The 15,171-nt window shown below is 68.4% G+C and carries 16 protein-coding genes; 10 read left to right on the top strand and 6 right to left on the bottom strand.

Annotation, left to right across the window (positions count from 1 at the left end; genetic code table 11):
* The first annotated feature begins 57 nt into the window (after window positions 1-57).
* Window positions 58-1,557, top strand: a complete 1,500-nt coding sequence (locus EV651_RS09325) for an LCP family protein (protein WP_238156761.1) — start codon at window positions 58-60, stop codon at window positions 1,555-1,557.
* Between the two features lie 19 nt (window positions 1,558-1,576).
* Here the strand turns inward: EV651_RS09325 and EV651_RS09320 are convergent, their stop codons facing one another.
* Both EV651_RS09320 and EV651_RS09315 read right to left on the bottom strand, forming a co-directional pair.
* Entirely contained in the window at window positions 1,577-2,293 is a 717-nt protein-coding gene (locus tag EV651_RS09320) for a VOC family protein (RefSeq protein WP_133784089.1), read from the bottom strand.
* Window positions 2,294-2,355: 62 nt separating this feature from the next.
* Window positions 2,356-2,934, bottom strand: a complete 579-nt coding sequence (locus EV651_RS09315; protein ID WP_133784087.1) for a TetR/AcrR family transcriptional regulator — start codon at window positions 2,932-2,934, stop codon at window positions 2,356-2,358.
* Between the two features lie 103 nt (window positions 2,935-3,037).
* Between EV651_RS09315 and EV651_RS09310 the strand changes: the two genes are divergently transcribed.
* From EV651_RS09310 to EV651_RS09285, 6 genes are all read left to right on the top strand, one after another.
* The gene (locus EV651_RS09310) at window positions 3,038-4,615 is read left to right on the top strand and encodes an ABC-F family ATP-binding cassette domain-containing protein (RefSeq protein WP_133784085.1); all 1,578 of its coding nucleotides are present in this window, start codon (window positions 3,038-3,040) and stop codon (window positions 4,613-4,615) included.
* Window positions 4,602-5,438 (top strand): virginiamycin B lyase, encoded by an 837-nt coding sequence (locus EV651_RS09305; RefSeq protein WP_133784083.1) that lies wholly within the window; start codon window positions 4,602-4,604, stop codon window positions 5,436-5,438. Before EV651_RS09310 ends, EV651_RS09305 begins: the two co-directional genes overlap by 14 nt.
* 57 nt (window positions 5,439-5,495) lie before the next feature.
* On the top strand, window positions 5,496-6,398 hold the full coding sequence (locus tag EV651_RS09300; protein ID WP_238156760.1) for a UbiA prenyltransferase family protein: 903 nt from the start codon (window positions 5,496-5,498) through the stop codon (window positions 6,396-6,398).
* Window positions 6,399-7,352, top strand: coding sequence for a prolyl aminopeptidase (gene pip / locus EV651_RS09295; protein WP_133784081.1), 954 nt, complete (start codon window positions 6,399-6,401; stop codon window positions 7,350-7,352).
* Window positions 7,353-7,447: 95 nt separating this feature from the next.
* Entirely contained in the window at window positions 7,448-8,257 is an 810-nt protein-coding gene (locus tag EV651_RS09290) for a phytanoyl-CoA dioxygenase family protein (protein WP_133784079.1), read from the top strand.
* A 64-nt stretch (window positions 8,258-8,321) separates the two neighbouring features.
* A complete protein-coding gene (locus EV651_RS09285; RefSeq protein WP_133784077.1) occupies window positions 8,322-8,663 on the top strand; it encodes a hypothetical protein in 342 nt (113 codons plus the stop codon).
* Between the two features lie 106 nt (window positions 8,664-8,769).
* On the opposite strand, the gene EV651_RS09280 is transcribed toward EV651_RS09285, so the two are convergent.
* Both EV651_RS09280 and EV651_RS09275 read right to left on the bottom strand, forming a co-directional pair.
* Complete coding sequence (locus EV651_RS09280) at window positions 8,770-9,354, bottom strand: YdeI family protein (protein ID WP_133784075.1); 585 nt, start codon at window positions 9,352-9,354, stop codon at window positions 8,770-8,772.
* Window positions 9,351-10,316, bottom strand: coding sequence for a YafY family protein (locus EV651_RS09275; RefSeq protein ID WP_133784073.1), 966 nt, complete (start codon window positions 10,314-10,316; stop codon window positions 9,351-9,353). Before EV651_RS09275 ends, EV651_RS09280 begins: the two co-directional genes overlap by 4 nt.
* Window positions 10,317-10,403: 87 nt before the next feature.
* Here EV651_RS09275 and EV651_RS09270 point away from each other — a divergent pair, with 87 nt between their 5' ends.
* Both EV651_RS09270 and EV651_RS09265 read left to right on the top strand, forming a co-directional pair.
* Complete coding sequence (locus EV651_RS09270; RefSeq protein WP_133784071.1) at window positions 10,404-11,372, top strand: ATP-binding cassette domain-containing protein; 969 nt, start codon at window positions 10,404-10,406, stop codon at window positions 11,370-11,372.
* Window positions 11,372-12,184: an ABC transporter permease gene (locus EV651_RS09265; RefSeq protein WP_133784069.1), complete on the top strand. Its 813-nt coding sequence runs from the start codon at window positions 11,372-11,374 to the stop codon at window positions 12,182-12,184. Before EV651_RS09270 ends, EV651_RS09265 begins: the two co-directional genes overlap by 1 nt.
* 312 nt (window positions 12,185-12,496) lie before the next feature.
* On the opposite strand, the gene EV651_RS09260 is transcribed toward EV651_RS09265, so the two are convergent.
* Window positions 12,497-13,330, bottom strand: a complete 834-nt coding sequence (locus tag EV651_RS09260) for an NAD(P)H-binding protein (RefSeq protein ID WP_133784067.1) — start codon at window positions 13,328-13,330, stop codon at window positions 12,497-12,499.
* Between the two features lie 91 nt (window positions 13,331-13,421).
* Between EV651_RS09260 and EV651_RS09255 the strand changes: the two genes are divergently transcribed.
* The gene (locus EV651_RS09255) at window positions 13,422-14,354 is read left to right on the top strand and encodes an AraC family transcriptional regulator (RefSeq protein ID WP_133784065.1); all 933 of its coding nucleotides are present in this window, start codon (window positions 13,422-13,424) and stop codon (window positions 14,352-14,354) included.
* 95 nt (window positions 14,355-14,449) lie between these two features.
* Here the strand turns inward: EV651_RS09255 and EV651_RS09250 are convergent, their stop codons facing one another.
* Entirely contained in the window at window positions 14,450-15,058 is a 609-nt protein-coding gene (locus EV651_RS09250) for a class E sortase (RefSeq protein ID WP_133784063.1), read from the bottom strand.
* Between the last annotated feature and the right edge of the window lie 113 nt (window positions 15,059-15,171).

Genomic DNA, 15,171 nt, shown 5'->3' with positions numbered 1-15,171 from the left:
CATGCCAACTTTTTGCCGACTCAGTGAATCGAAGAGGGCATGGCCCCGAGCAGAGCGATGCGCGCCAACCGCGCGCGTCGGCCGAGTCCACGCCGACGATCCGCCTTCGCCGCCCTGACGATCGCCGTCCTCGGCGTGCTCCTGCCCGGTACGGCGTACGTCGTCGCTCGCCGGACCAAACTCGGTTCGACACTGATCGTGCTGAGCCTCGCGCTGTACGGCGGTGCGGCGTACGTCGGGCTGCGGCAACGGGACGCGGTGATCTCGTGGGCGCTGAACCCGGCGTTCCTGAACTGGATGATCGTCGGCCTGACCGCGATCGCCCCCGTGTGGATCGTCGTCCTGGTCACGTCGTACAAGATGCTCCGGCCGCTGGCCGTCGGACCGGGCTCCCGGCTGCTCGGGGCGCTGGTGATCGGCGTGGTCTGCTTCGCGATGACGGTGAGCACCGCGACCGGCGCGCAGACGTTGATGGCACAGCGGAACCTGGTCACGAAGGTCTTCGGAGGCGATGAGTCGAAGAGCCAGACGCGGCCGACGATTACCCCGAAGAAGGACATCTGGCAGCAGCTGCCGAGGCTCAACATCCTGCTGCTCGGCGCGGACGACGGCGAGGGTCGCGGGGGCACGCGGACCGACACGGTGATGGTCGCGAGCATCGACACCAAGACCGGGAACACCTCGCTGATCTCGCTGACCCGGAACTTCATGCGGATGCCGTTCCCGGCGGACTCGCCGCTGCACAAGAAGTTCCCGACCGGCTTCTGGGATCCGAACGGCCCGAAGGAGCAGTCGGAGTTCTACCTGGACGCCATGTACCGCAACATCCCGCGGATGTATCCCGGCATCCTCGGCCCCTCGGACAACGAGGGCGCGGACATTCTCAAGGTGTCCGTCGGCGAGGCGCTGGGGCTGCAGATCCACTACTACGTGCAGATCAACCTGGCCGGGTTCGCGCAGCTGGTCGAGGCGCTCGGCGGGATCACGGTGAACATCAACTACCCGGTCCCGGTCGGCGGCAACGACGACAAGAAGATCCCGCCCAGCCGCTACCTCGCGCCGGGTCCGAACCGGAAGCTGAACGGCACCGACGCGCTGTGGTTCGCGCGCGGCCGGTACAAGGTCCCGACCGCGGACCTCGCACGCCAGGCCCGGCAGCGCTGCACGATCAAGGCGATCGTCGAGCGCGCCACCCCGCAGAACGTGCTGACGAACTACGACGCGATCGCGAAGGCCGGCGAGCAGCTGATCCGCACCGACATCCCGCGCAACCAGCTGGGCGCGTTCGCCACCCTGGGAGCGCGGGTGAAGACGGCGAAGATCACCAACGTCGACCTCGACAAGCAGAAGAACTTCCCGACCGGCCGCAACCCGAACTACGCCGGGATGCGCGAGATCGTGGCCAAGGCGCTCAACCCAGCAGCACGCACGACGCCGGTGCCCCGCACGGTCAGCTCACCCCGGCCCCCGACCGCGCCCCAGCCGAAGGCCACCCCCAAGCCCGCCGCGGACGACCTGACGTCCGCCTGCGCCTACAACCCAGGCATGCCCCGCTAGGCCTAGCGGACGTCGGGTTCTACTGTCGCGTTCCGGTCAGGATGCAGAACTCGTTGCCGTCCAGGTCGGCCATCGGGATCGCGTCCGCGCCCTCCTGGCCGCTGTCCAGCCGGGTCGCGCCGAGCCCGATCAGCCGCTCGACCTCGGCGTCGATGTCGCCGTCGGCCGGGACGGTGAGGTCCCAGTGCAGCCGGTTCTTCGGTGCCTTCGGGCTGACCGGCCCTCCGCCCCACGCGACCTTCGGCCCGCCGGACGGCGCCTGGATCGCGGTCTCGTCGTTCTGGTCCCAGACCAGCGGCCAGTCGACCGCCTTGCTCCAGAAGTACCCGACCGCCCGGGTGCCGTCCGAGGCCAGCTCCCCGAGGAACGCGGTGTCGGCGAGGAACTTGTTCCCCGCCTCGATCACACAGAACTCGTTGCCTTCCGGATCCGCGAGGACGATGTGCTTCTCCTCCGGTTTCTGCCCGACGTCGAGGTGCCGGCCGCCGAGCTCGAGCGCCCTCTCCACCGTCTCCTGCTGCTGCTCAGGCCGTTGGCTGGTCAGGTGCAGGTGGATCTGATTCGGGCGATCCTTCTCGACGTTACTGTGCAAGAACCGCAGCCGGAAACTGGTGTCGGCGTCGGGCAGCAACTCGTTCCCGTCGGCCTGCTCCCACCCGAGCAGGCCCGCCCAGAACCGCGCCAGCCCAGCGGGATCCTTCGCGTCGATCGACAGCGAGTAGAAGTTGACACTCATCGAATCTCCCAATCGGCCGGGGATGTCACGGTATGGCGGGGCCGATCGACGCCGCAAAGCAATTAGCGGACCGACGCCGCGGCGATCCGCGCGTGATGATCGGCCTGCTCCCGGGACATCGGCTGCCTCAGGAGGACCATCTGGTGATAGAGCGGCGCGGTCGCGGTGAGCAGGAGTTGATGGGGATCGGTGCCGTTCGGGATCTCGCCGCGCGCGACAGCTCGGCTGACGACCAGCGCGGTGCGCTCGTAGCGGTCCTCCCAGAAGCGGGTGAGTGCGTCGGCGGCATCCGTCGTACGGAAGGAGGCCGCGATGACTGCCTGGGTGATGGACGGCCGGGCGGTGAGCGCGGCGTGGATCTCGCGGTTGACGGCGATCAGATCTCCTTCGAGCGAGCCCGTGTCGGCCGGCTCCCACGAGTCGTCAGCACCTGCCTCGAGCAGATCGACCAGAAGGCCGGGGACCGTCTTCCAGCGCCTGTACAGCGTCGTCCGGTGTACGCCGGAACGCGCGGCGACCGCGTCGATCGTGAGCCCGTCGTACCCGTGCTCGGCCACCTCGGTCTCCACCGCCGCGAGCACGTCCGAGCGCACGCGGGCCGTCCGTCCTCCCGGCCTGCTTGCGCGAACCTCAGCGATCATGACATCATCCTAACGCAACGTCCGTCGCATTTAGGGAGTAGCCGGTGATCTTCTGACCCGCCGTTCGCCAACCACGAACCCGCGAGAGGTCAGGAGGATCCTCATGTCTACACAGCTGTCCCTGCACGACGTCACCAAGTCCTACGACCACCGCCTGGTGCTCGACCAGGTCACGTGCGCCTTCCCGCCCGGGCAGGTCAGCGGCCTGATCGGAGAGAACGGCTCCGGCAAGTCGACGCTGCTGCGGATCCTGGCCGGCCTCGAACCGGCCACGGACGGCACGGTGAACGCCACCGGGAGCATCGGCTTCCTGGCGCAGGACAATCCGTTGCCGCTCGACCTCGACGTACAGGCGCTGGCCGATCACGCGCTCGCCGACCTGCGCCGGATCGAGGCGCGGATGCGTTCGCTGGAAGGCTTGCTTGCCGAGGGACGCACCGACGTCCTGGATGAGTACGGCGAACTTCAGACGGTGTTCGAGATCCGCGAAGGGTACGACGCGGACGCACGGTTCGCCCGTGCGACGTACGGGCTCGGGCTGTCCACGCTGCCGGGCGATCGGCGGTTGTCCGAGCTGTCCGGCGGTGAGTTGGCGCGGCTGCACCTGGCCGCCGTACTCGCGTCGTCGCCGGAGGTCCTGCTGCTCGACGAGCCGACGAACCACCTGGACGTGTCGGCCGCCACCTGGTTGGAGGACCACCTGCGATCCCGGCGCGGTACGACGGTTGTCGTCTCGCACGACCGCGCTTTCCTCGAGCGGGTCGCCTCGACACTGTTCGAGGTCGACGGCGACACGCACCGGGTCACGCGGTACGGCAACGGCTTCCAGGGTTACCTGCAGGAGAAGGCCGCCGAGCGGGCGCGACTCGAGCAGGCCCGGCAGCAGTGGGAGGACGAGGTCGCGGAGATGCGCGTGCTCGTCCGGACCACCGCCGACCGGGTCGCGTACGGGCGACCGATGAAGGACAACAACAAGGTGGCGTACGACCGCGCGACCGGTCGCGTCAACGAGGCGGAGCGGAGCAAGATCCGCAACGCCAAGGAGCGCCTGCGCCGCCTGGAGGAAGACCCGCCGCCGGTGCCGGCGAAGCCGCTCCGGTTCAAGGCGTCGATCCGCACGACCGGCGCTCCGGCGGGGCTGGATGCTGTCGGAGTCGCGGTCACGGACCGGCTCCTGCCGACGTCCCTCGACGTACCCGCTGGTGGTCGCGTACTGATCACCGGACCGAACGGCGCCGGCAAGTCGACCCTCCTCGACGTCCTCGCCGGTGCGCTCCAGCCGGACTCCGGGTACGTCGATCGCCACGGACGGATCGGCTACCTGCAGCAGGAGGTGACCGAGGCGCGCCCCGACGAAACGTTGCGCGAGGCCCTTGCACGCCATCCCGGCGCGGCGGCTCTGGGGCTGTTCCGTCAGGAGCAGTTGCTGACCCGGGTCGGTGCGTTGTCGACCGGGCAACGCCGACGGCTCGCGTTGGCGCGAGTGCTGACCACGCCGTACGACGTACTCCTGCTCGACGAGCCGACGAACCACCTGTCCCTCGTGCTGGTGGAGGAACTGGAGGCAGCGCTCGACCGGTACGCGGGCGCACTCGTCGTAGTCAGCCACGACCGCCGCTTCATCTCCCGCTGGCGCGGCACCATCGTTGATCTCGAGGAGAACACCTATGTCAGTCAATGAGTTCACGGTCGACGGCGCGCCGTACGGCGTCGTCGCGGCGGGCGGTGAGGTGTGGACGACGCTCGTCCACACCGGCCGCGTCGCGACCGTCTCGGGCCGCGTGTTCGACCTCGACGCACCCGGGTCCCGCCCGAGCGTGATCGTCGACGGTCCCGACGACGCCGTCTGGTTCACCCGCAACGGCGACGACCGGATCGGCCGGATCGGGTACGACGGGGCGGTGTCGGCGATCGAGCTCGCGGGCGCGCCGTACGGACTGTGCGTCGGTCCCGACGGCGCCTTGTGGTGCACGTTGATGAGCATCGACGCGATCGGGCGGATCACGGTGGACGGCGAGGTGTCGACGTACCCGATCGGTACGGCGGGCGCGTTCCCCGGGATGATCACGACGTACGCGGGCGATCTGTGGTTCACGCTCAACCAGACCAACGCGATCTGCCGGATGACCACCGGTGGCGAGGTCACGACCTATCCCCTGCCGACGCCCGCCGCCGGTCCGGTCGGTATCAGCGCGGGACCGGACGGCGTCTGGTTCACCGAACTGCTCGCGAGCCAGGCGGGCCGGATCGGCGCCGACGGGTCCATTTCGGAGTTCGTGCTTCCGGCCGAGTCCAAGCCGCATGCCGCGGCGGCGACAGCTGATGGTGGTTGCTGGCTGACGCTGTGGGCGGCGGCCGCACTGGTCCATTTCGATGCCAAGGGCAACATCACCGAACAGGTCGCGTTTGCTGAAGGCGCCGAACCGCACGGTCTGTACGTCGACACCTCGGTGTGGGTCGCGCTGGAGAAAGGTTCCGTAGCTCACATCCAACCGGGCGGGTGAGCAGGTTCACTCGGTGGAGGGAGGACGCGAGGGCCTGTCCGGGAGCACAGTGGTGATGTGAGCACGGACGTGCAGGTACGCGGCCCGCGGGTTCGTGATGTGATCGCGGTGGGCCGCCCGGCGTTCTGGGTGGTGTCGATCGTGCCTTATTACACGGGGATTCTGCTTGCGACGCATCGACTGATCCCGCCGTTCGGGGAGTGGCCGCGGCTGATCGTCGGGGCGGTCGTGATGGGCCCTCTGGTTTGGCTAGCAGTGCTAGCGGTCAACGACGCGTACGACCTGCCGAGCGATCGGCTCAACCCGCGGAAGGCCAAGTCGCCGTTGCTCGACGGGCGGATCACGCTGCGAGCGGCTAAGCGGCTGGCCTTCGCGGCGGCCGTGGCGGCGGTCGGACTGAGCCTGCATGTCGGGATCGTGTTCGCGCTGGGCGTCCTGCTCGCCGTACTCCTGGGCTACGCGTACTCCGTCCCACCGGTGCGGTTGAAGACCCGCGCCGGCTTCGACGTCGCGGTCAACGCCCTCGCCCTGGGCGCCTTCGGCCCGCTGGCCGGCTGGGCCGCGATCAACCCGGACCTGAGCGACTTCCCCTGGCTGATGGGGCTGCAGGGAACCCTCGCCGCGATCGGCCTCTACCTCCCCACGACCCTCGCCGACCTCGACGCGGATCGCGCCGCCGGCTACCAGACCATCGCAGTCCGCTTCGGCCCCCGCACGACGTACCTGATCGGGTACGCCGCCTGGATCGCAGCCGCCGCCCTGTCGGTAATCCTCGCCGCGACCAACACCATCATCCCCCGCACCATGCTGCCCCTCGAGTTGGTGATGGTCCCCGTCCTCGTCGCGGCGTACGCCAAACTCATTGGCCCGCGTCAGTCCTTCAAGGGCATCATCGTTCTCGCCTCCCTGTTCCTCTTCCCCTGTGGAACATTCGCCCTCACCTACACCGGAGTTCTGTAGATGTATCCGGACATCGAGCCGTACGACCACGGCCTGCTCGACGTCGGCGACGGACACCGCGTCTACTGGGAAACCTGCGGCAACCCGGCGGGCAAGCCTGCGCTCGTCGTCCACGGCGGCCCGGGGTCCGGAGCCGGCGCCTGGTGGCGCAGGTACTTCGATCCCACCAGGTACAGGGTGGTTCTCGTCGACCAGCGCAACTGCGGCCGCAGTACGCCGGACGCCGCCGAGCCGACCGTCGACCTGAGCACCAACACCACCGCGCACCTGATCGCAGACTTCGAGCTGCTCCGTCGACACCTCGGCATCTCGCGATGGCTCATTCTGGGAGCGTCCTGGGGCGCGACGCTCGGGCTTGCGTACGCCGAGCAGCACCCGGACGCGATCTCCGAAATCGTCCTGTTCAGCGTCACGAACACCTCCCGCCGCGAGGTCGCGTGGCTCACCCGGGACATGGGCCGGATCTTCCCGGAGGAGTGGGAGCGGTTCCGGGACGGCGTACCGGAAGACCAACGGGACGGGAATCTGGCGCTCGCGTACAGCCGTCTTCTGCACGACCCCGACCCGGCCGTCCGGGAGAAGGCTGCCTGTGACTGGTGCGGCTGGGAGGACACTCATGTCCGCACACATCCGGGCTGGCGGCCCGATCCGCGGTTCGACGATCCCGTTTTCCGGCTGCGGTTTGCGCGACTTGTGACGCACTACTGGGCGCACGCGGCCTGGCTGGAAGAGGACGTTCTCGTGCGGGAGGCGGGGAAGCTGGCCGGGATCCCGGGTGTCCTGATCCACGGCAAGCTCGATATCAGCGGCCCGCCTGATATCGCCTGGCGGATGGCCCAGGCTTGGCCGGGCGCGGAGCTGCACCTGGTCGAGCGGAAAGGTCATGGGGCGGGAGGTTCCGGAACGCAGGACCTGATCCTCGGGGCCTTGGATCGTTTCGCGTTACGGGCCTGACCGGTATTTGGGGCATGCACGTGCACGTGCACGGTGGGCAAAGATTTGATCACTGATCTTTACAGCGATGAAACGTTCATGAACTCTTGGGTCCCATGACTCTGACCCGCCCGGAGCTCGAGACCGATTACGCCCTCAGCCGGTCCGACATCGCACACTTCAAGCAGCACGGGTTCGTGAAGCTGAAGAACGTGCTCAGTGCGGAGACGATCGCGGAGTACGAGCCGGAGATCACCGACAAGGTGATCGAGCTGAACACGCAGGAACAGCCGCTCGACGAGCGCGACACCTACGGCAAGGCGTTCCTGCAGGTCACGAACCTCTGGCAGGACAGCGAGCGGGTGCTGGAGTTCGTCTCGTCGCCGCGGCTCGCGCGGATCGCGGCGCAACTGCTCGGCGTGCAGTCGGTGCGGCTGTACCACGACCAGGCGCTCTACAAGGAGTCCGGCGGCGGCGTCACCCCGTGGCACGCGGACCAGTACTACTGGCCGTTCGCGACCGATCGGTGCGTGACTGTCTGGGTCCCGCTGCAGGAGACCCCGATGGAGATGGGGCCGCTGTCGTTCGCGGCCGGCAGTCACACGTTCGAGCACGGGCGGGACCTGCCGATCAGCGACGAGTCGGAACGCGTGCTGCAGGAGGTGCTGGCCGAGCAGAACTTTCCCGAGGTCTCCGAGCCGTACGAGCTCGGCGAGGTCAGCTACCACCTCGGCTGGACGTTCCATCACGCGCCGCCGAACACTACCGACATCCCGCGCCGGGTGATGACGGTGATCTACGTCGACGCGGCGATGACGATCTCGCAGCCGTCGAACGCGAACCAGGTGGTCGATCTGGCCAGCTGGATGCCCGGTAACCAGCCCGGCGACACCATCTCCTGGCCACTCAACCCGATCCTCTACTGAGCGACCCCGCTCCGTCGCCGGCGACGGAACGCATTCTGTACCTATTGGTATGTACGATGCTGCCATGAACTCATCGATCAGCCGGGTAGTCGTCCTGGATCAGCACCTGCCGGAGGCGCTGCCGGTGCAGCGCGTCGAGATCCGTCGGATCACGATCGACCCGCACACCGCGCTCGGCGCCCACGTCCACAACGGCCCCGTGTTCGGCAACATCGTGTCGGGGTCGGCGATCTACCAGCAGTCCGAGGACACCGAGCCGCAGGTCCTCCACCCCGGCGACGTCTTCTACGAGCCCGCCGTGGAACGGATCGCCCGCTTCGACACCGCGGAAGAGGGCGTCACGTTCCTCGCCTACTTCCCACTCACCGCCGGCCAGGAGGCGACCCTCGACATGGTCGAGCAATAGTGCGATGTGCAAGCTCGACAGGACGTGTGCCCCACGGTCGGTCGGCCGACGGCTGCCTGCAGCCTGCGTCGACTGCGAGTCCGCGGACATGTCCTGTCAAGCTTGCTCAGAGCGTCCGTTTCTGCGGGTAGATCGTCTCGCCGCGGGCCAGCTGCTCGACGTACAGCGCGATGCGCTTGGCCCGCGTCTCCGGACGTTTGGCGTCGTTCACCCGGAAGACAACCGCGAATCGATTGGCTTTGGTCAGGATCTCGAACATGGCCTGCGCCTTCGGATCCGCGGCCAGCGCGGACGCGAGATCATCCGGGACCTCGAGCGCGCGGGACCCGCCGTACGCGTTGTCCCAGCGGCCGTCGGCCTTCGCGCGTTCGACCTCGGCGCGGCCGGCTGGGCGTATCCGGCCTTCCTGTTCCAGCCGCGCGATCAGGCCGACGTTCCGTTTCGACCACATGCTCCGCGCGCGCCGCGGCGTGTACCGCTGCACGAAGGTCTGCTCGTCGCGTCCCCGCCGTTGCCCGTCGATCCACCCGTGACACAGGGCTTCCTCGAGCGCTTCGTCGTACGTCAGGCCCGTGGGCGTCGTCACGTTCTTCTTCGCGAGGACGAGCCACACGCCATCCGATTCCGCATGATGCTCGTGCAGCCAACTCCCCCAGGCGGCAGCATCCACGACGATCAGTTCCGCGGTCATGAGGCAGCCTCCCGATAGCGCGCGGCCAACTGCGTCGCCGCAACCTTCAACTCTTGAGGACCAACAAACTCCAGATCGCACTCGAACATCCCGAACGTCGCAGCCAGCCCCGTCCACGACCATCCGCTGAGCGCGAGCCGGCAACTCGTCGGCGTGAGTTCCTCGACGACGGCACCGTGGCCGGCCCATTGCGCGATGTCCGACGCCTTCGCCTGCAGGATCGCCTCACCACGGCAGGGGTTGCGGTCCTGTCCGCGGAACTTGCTGGAGATGTACGTCGCCACGTCGGGCGCCGGTAGTTCACGCGGCGCGAACCGCGGTCCGGTCGGCGTCTTCGGCGTCATCCGATCCACCCGGAACGTCCGCCAGTCGTTGCGATCCAGATCCCAGCCGACGAGGTACCACCGCCCGCCCCACGTCACCAGATGATGCGGCTCCACCTTCCGCGGCGGCACCCATTCATCGTCCGCTGCACCAGGTGAGGCGTAGTCGAACCGCAGTACTTCGTTCGCGCGAACCGCCGTGCCGATCGCGATCAACTGTTCCGAGTCGACCGTCGTACGGCGGTTGGCGTACCGGTCGACCGTGGTGACCTGCAGGGCGTCGACCCGTTGCCGCAACCGCGCCGGCATGACCTGACGAACCGTGGCCAGCGCCCGCAGCGCGCCCTCTTCGATCCCGGTGACTGTGGTTGTCGCGGTCTGCAGGGCGACCGCGACCGCGATCGCCTGATCGTCGTCGAACAGCAGCGGCGGCAGATCCGCCCCGGCATCCAGGCGATAGCCGCCGTCGGGTCCCTTGGTCGCGCGCACGGGATACCCGAGGTCGCGCAGCCGGTCCACGTCCCGGCGGACGGTGCGCGGGCTGACTTCCAGGCGGTCGGCCAGCAGCTGCCCTGGCCAGTCGCGGCGGGCCTGGAGCAAGGAGAGCAGCGCGAGCAGTCGGGCTGAGGTCTCGGACATGACTTCAGATTGCCATGAGTAGCGGCCAGAACCTGTCCTCTTTCCCTGGAAATGTCTGCCGTAGAGACCCTGACCGAAGGAGAGATCGTGATCAGCACCCGAGCGCTCACCCGGGACTTCGTGGTGAGCCGTACCGAGACCGTGCACGCGGTCCGCGGCATCAGCCTGGACGTCGAACCCGGTGAACTGGTCGCCGTCCTCGGCCCGAACGGCGCCGGCAAGACGACCACGTTGCGCATGCTCACCACCTTGATCACGCCGACCTCGGGCACCGCGACGGTGGCCGGGTACGACGTGACCACGCAACCTAGCCAGGTCCGGCGCCGGATCGGGTACGTCGGACAGGGCAACGGCGCCGGCCACTCGCAACGGGTCGGCGACGAGCTCGTCGGGCAGGGCGTCATCTACGGACTCGACCGCCGTACGGCCAAGCTGCGGGCCGGCGAACTGCTCGAGGCCCTGGAGCTGAAGGACCTGGCGCGGCGCAAGGTGTCGGAACTGTCGGGCGGGCAGCGCCGCCGACTCGACGTCGCGATGGGTCTGGTGCACGGGCCGTCCCTGCTGTTCCTGGACGAGCCGTCGACGGGCCTCGACCCGCAGAACCGGGCGAACCTGTGGGACCACATCCTGCGGATGCGCGAGCAGTACGCGATGACGATCGTGCTGACCACGCACTACCTGGACGAGGCGGACTCGATGGCCGAGCGCGTGGTCGTGGTGGATCACGGCGAGGTGATCGCCGACGACACCGCCGACGGCCTGAAGGCCAAGCTGGCCGGTGACCGGCTTGCGGTGACCGTTGCTCCTAGCAACATCGCGCGGTTGAGCGAGCTGGCCGGGAAGTTGCCCGGAGCCCGCGAAGTGATTGCCGTCGGCGACGAGGTGAGCGTCCGGGTGGCGGACGGGCCGGCCGCGCTTCCCGAACTGGTCGCGGCCGCCCAGCGCGGCGGCGTACCGATCGCGACCGCGCAGGTACACCGCCCGACTCTCGACGACGTGTTCCTCAACCTCACCGGGCGCAGCCTGCGTGAAGACTCGAACGGAAAGGCAGCCTGATGACCACCCTGACCCTGTCGGCAACCTCCACCGCGACCACGGCCCAGCCCTCACGGAACCTGCTCCGCGACATCCGGATCGTGATGGCGCGAGAACTCAAGCCGGTACTGCGAGACCCGTTCAGCCTCCTGTTCGGAATGATTCAGCCGCTGGTGTTCCTCGCCCTGTTCGGGCCGCTGCTGTCCGGATCGATGGGCGGCACGTTCGGCGACGGCGTGTGGCAGTGGTTCGTCCCGTCGATCCTGGTGATGACCACGCTGTTCGGTACGTCGACCACTGGGGCGAACCTGCTGTTCGAGTTCCAGACCGGTGCGCACGAGCGGATGCTGGTCACGCCGCTGTCCCGTTCGTCATTGCTGATCGGCCGGGCGCTGAAGGAGATGGTGCCGCTGTTCGGGCAGGCGGTGATCGTGATCGCGGTGATGACGCCGTTCGCGTTCGACCTGCACCTCGTCGGCGCGCTGATCGGGCTAGCACTGCTAGCGGTGTTCGGGGTCGGGCTCGGCTCGTTCAGCTACGCACTGGCGATCGCCGTACGCAAGCAGGACTGGATGTTCTGGGTGGTGCAGCAGACGTTCCTGTTCCCGTTGATGATCCTGTCCGGGATGCTGCTGCCGCTCGAGACCGGTCCCGGCTGGATGCGCGTCGCCTCGAAGTTCAACCCGCTGTCGTACGTCGTCGACGCGGAGCGGACCCTGTTCTCGGGCGACGTACTGTCCAACGCGGTGCTCTGGGGATGCGTCGCGGCGATCGTGACCGCGGCACTCGGCCTGACCGTCGGCATCCGCGCAATGCTCCGCTCAGCCGACTAACCCAAACGCGTCCCCGCTGCGCCGCCCTCAAGGACGGTCTCATGAGGCCCGCCCCGCACCTCCGGCGGGCGCGGAGGCGGAGCGCCGCTCTCAGGTGGGCGGGGAGGTGGAGCGCCGCCTGCGGGTGGGCGGTTAGCGCACCGGCGACCTCCGGTGGTGGGGCGGCGGCCGTCCGCAGGGGTGTCGAGCGGGCTGTCGCGCTTCGGTGGTGTGGGAGGCGGACGTGCAGCACTCATCAATTGAGGTCTGCGCGGGCGGTTGAGCGTGTGGCCGACTGTGATTCCGCAGTTGTGTAGTGCTGGGCGTCCGCGCCTACCCAGCCCAGACACCGGTCGCCGCGGTCTCGCGGGCCCAGGTGGTGAAGTCGCGGGGGGCTCGGCCCAGGACCTGCTCGACGCCGTCGGAGACGTACTCGGAGCGGTGGTTGCGGATGACGGTGAACAGGTCGCGGACGGCGGTGGCATCTTCGGGCGTGAGACCTTGCTCGGTCAGTTCCGCGACGTGGGTCTCGGGGTCGAGGTCCACGTACTTGATCGGGCGGCCGATTGCGGTGCTCAGCTCGTCGGCGATCTCGGTCATCGTGAGGGTGCGTGGACCGGAGATCGCGATCGTCTGGCCGACGTACGACTCGTCGAGCAGAGCGGTGGTCATCACGTCGCCGACATCGTCGGTGTCGATCCACGCCTCGCCGCCGTTGCCCGCGGACAGCCGGATCTCGCCCGCCAGCACGTGGTAGCGCAGGAAGTCCTCGCTGAAACCCTGCGCGAACCACGCCGGCTGGACGATCGTCCAGTCCAAGCCGCTGGCCCGCACCACGTTCTCGAGAGCGAGCTGCCCGTCGTACACAGCGAAGTCGCGTCCCGAACTGCCGACGCCACGACCCGACAGCAGCACCACGCGCCGCAGCCCGTCGGCCTGCTCGACCAACTTGCCGGCCTGCGCGAGTCCGGTAGGCCCGACCGGCGGCGCGAGGTACGCCGTGTCGGTGCCGCGGATCGCCTCCGCCCAGGTGCTCTCGTCGTACCAGTCGAACCGTCGCTCGCTGGAGCGGGACGCGAGCCGGTACAGGACGCCCCGCGCCTCGAGTTGCGCCGCGATGCGACGGCCGGTCTTGCCTTTGCCACTGAGGATCAGAATCGGGTTCATGACTCCAGTCCACCGGAGGAAGGTGAGACAAACCGTAGCCGTGCGCCGCAATTCGATGTTCGGAACGCTCAACCTGACATAGGCTCGGCGCATGGATGTGCTCGACGAACTGCTGGCCGGGACCCGCGCGCAGGACGGGGTGTTCAACCTGACGATCCTGGATCTGCCCTGGGCGCTGGAGATCCGCGACGAGGCGCCGCTGGCGCTCGCGATCCTGATCCGCGGATCCGGCTGGATAATCCGCGAGGACCTCGAGCCGCAGCGGATGGAGCAGGGTGACGTCGCGATCGTCACCGGCCCGGAGCCGTACGTCGTCAGCGACAGCCTGACCACCGCACCACAGCTGCGGATCCACCCCGGCGGCATCTGCGAACCGTTGCCCGGGGCACCGACCGACTACTCCGCCCGGCTCGGTGTGCGAACGTACGGCGCTCGCAAGTCGGGTGAAGTGATGGTTGCCAGCGGCACCTATCAAGTGGCCGGCGACGTGAACCGACGGCTCGTCACCGCGCTTCCGCCGGTGCTCGTCGTACCGGCGGCCGAGGTGGCTGGGTCGGTGATGGACATGATCACCAGCGAGATCCAGCGGGACGCGCCCGGTCAGCAGAGCGTGCTGGACCGGTGGCTCGACCTGGCGCTGATCACCACGCTGCGGGCGTGGTTCGCCCGGCCGGACTCGCACGCGCCGGGGTGGTACCAGGCGCAGACCGATCCGGTCGCGGGTACGGCGTTGCGCCTGCTGCACGAGGATCCGGCGTACCCGTGGAACGTCACCGAGCTCGCGGACCGGGTCGGGATCTCGCGCGCGTCGTTGGCCCGGCGATTCAGCGCGGTGGTTGGCGAGGCGCCGATGAGCTACCTGACCGGGTGGCGGATCACGCTCGCCGCGGACCAGCTGCGATCGACGCGGGACACCGTCGAGACGATCGCCCGGCGGGTCGGGTACGCGAACGCATTCGCGTTGAGCGTTGCGTTCAAGCGGGTCCGTGGTGTCACGCCTACCGAGCATCGCCGGGCGGCGTGACTCGGTGACGTCACGTGACTGGCGGGGCCGACCCGCGGTTCCGTGCCGAAGGCACAGAACCTGTTGGCGAGCGCACACCGGCAAGAACGGGTTGTTCAGCGCGCGGGTTTACGCCTGCGCTCCGTGAGATGCCCGAAGACGTAGGAGCGATCGTCTGTCCTGAACAGCTCCGCGCAAGTGGTCAGGGTGATCAGAGCCCTGGTCGGCACGGCCCCGGGCCTACCGGGCACCGGGTCGACGATCCACGACTCCGTGAATGGCACGTGGTGATCCGTGCCCGAGTCGTCCAGCGTGTAGATGAGTACCTCGTCGCGAGTCTCCACGGAGACCTTGTCCCCCTTCCGCAGCCGCGGAAAGTCGCGGAACGGCTGTCCATGGGTTACCCGATGCGCGGCGATCGCGAAGTTCCCGGGCTCACCCGGGCGCTGGCTGTGCGGAAACCAGCCGGCTCCTGAGGCCAGCGACTTGTCGTCGATGCCACGGATGATCGGCACCTCGTAGTCCTTCCCGAATCGTGGCACCCGCAGCAGCGCGAACCCTCGCCCGGGATCGACCGAACTCTGGCCGGCCCGCCACTCCTGCTGCAGCGTGCTCTTCGTCTCCTGCTGACGATGTTGGGCGGTCACGTTCGTGCCGACGTACTCCCAGCCGATCCACCCGGACAGGCCTACGCCAGCCGCGAGCAGGGCCACCGCGACCGCCATGGTCGGCGTCCGCCGCCGGGGGCGCCGGCCGGATCGCCGCTCGCTTCCGTCGAACGAGTCTCTCCTCGACCGATTCACCCACCCTCGCTTCGCCGATTCATCCACCAACGCAT

The sequence above is a fragment of the Kribbella sp. VKM Ac-2571 genome, assembly GCF_004362255.1.
GTDB lineage: Bacteria > Actinomycetota > Actinomycetes > Propionibacteriales > Kribbellaceae > Kribbella > Kribbella pratensis.
This window is presented reverse-complemented; position numbering and strand designations above follow the sequence as displayed.

Excerpts from the sequence above, each read along its gene's own strand:
- EV651_RS09325 (WP_238156761.1), top strand. The coding sequence starts at position 58 with ATGCGCGCCAACCGCGCGCGTCGGCCGAGTCCACGCCGACGATCCGCC.
- EV651_RS09320 (WP_133784089.1), bottom strand. The coding sequence starts at position 2,293 with ATGAGTGTCAACTTCTACTCGCTGTCGATCGACGCGAAGGATCCCGCT.
- EV651_RS09315 (WP_133784087.1), bottom strand. The coding sequence starts at position 2,934 with ATGATCGCTGAGGTTCGCGCAAGCAGGCCGGGAGGACGGACGGCCCGC.
- EV651_RS09310 (WP_133784085.1), top strand. The coding sequence starts at position 3,038 with ATGTCTACACAGCTGTCCCTGCACGACGTCACCAAGTCCTACGACCAC.
- EV651_RS09305 (WP_133784083.1), top strand. The coding sequence starts at position 4,602 with ATGTCAGTCAATGAGTTCACGGTCGACGGCGCGCCGTACGGCGTCGTC.
- pip (WP_133784081.1), top strand. The coding sequence starts at position 6,399 with ATGTATCCGGACATCGAGCCGTACGACCACGGCCTGCTCGACGTCGGC.
- EV651_RS09290 (WP_133784079.1), top strand. The coding sequence starts at position 7,448 with ATGACTCTGACCCGCCCGGAGCTCGAGACCGATTACGCCCTCAGCCGG.
- EV651_RS09285 (WP_133784077.1), top strand. The coding sequence starts at position 8,322 with ATGAACTCATCGATCAGCCGGGTAGTCGTCCTGGATCAGCACCTGCCG.
- EV651_RS09280 (WP_133784075.1), bottom strand. The coding sequence starts at position 9,354 with ATGACCGCGGAACTGATCGTCGTGGATGCTGCCGCCTGGGGGAGTTGG.
- EV651_RS09275 (WP_133784073.1), bottom strand. The coding sequence starts at position 10,316 with ATGTCCGAGACCTCAGCCCGACTGCTCGCGCTGCTCTCCTTGCTCCAG.
- EV651_RS09265 (WP_133784069.1), top strand. The coding sequence starts at position 11,372 with ATGACCACCCTGACCCTGTCGGCAACCTCCACCGCGACCACGGCCCAG.
- EV651_RS09260 (WP_133784067.1), bottom strand. The coding sequence starts at position 13,330 with ATGAACCCGATTCTGATCCTCAGTGGCAAAGGCAAGACCGGCCGTCGC.
- EV651_RS09255 (WP_133784065.1), top strand. The coding sequence starts at position 13,422 with ATGGATGTGCTCGACGAACTGCTGGCCGGGACCCGCGCGCAGGACGGG.
- EV651_RS09250 (WP_133784063.1), bottom strand. The coding sequence starts at position 15,058 with ATGGCGGTCGCGGTGGCCCTGCTCGCGGCTGGCGTAGGCCTGTCCGGG.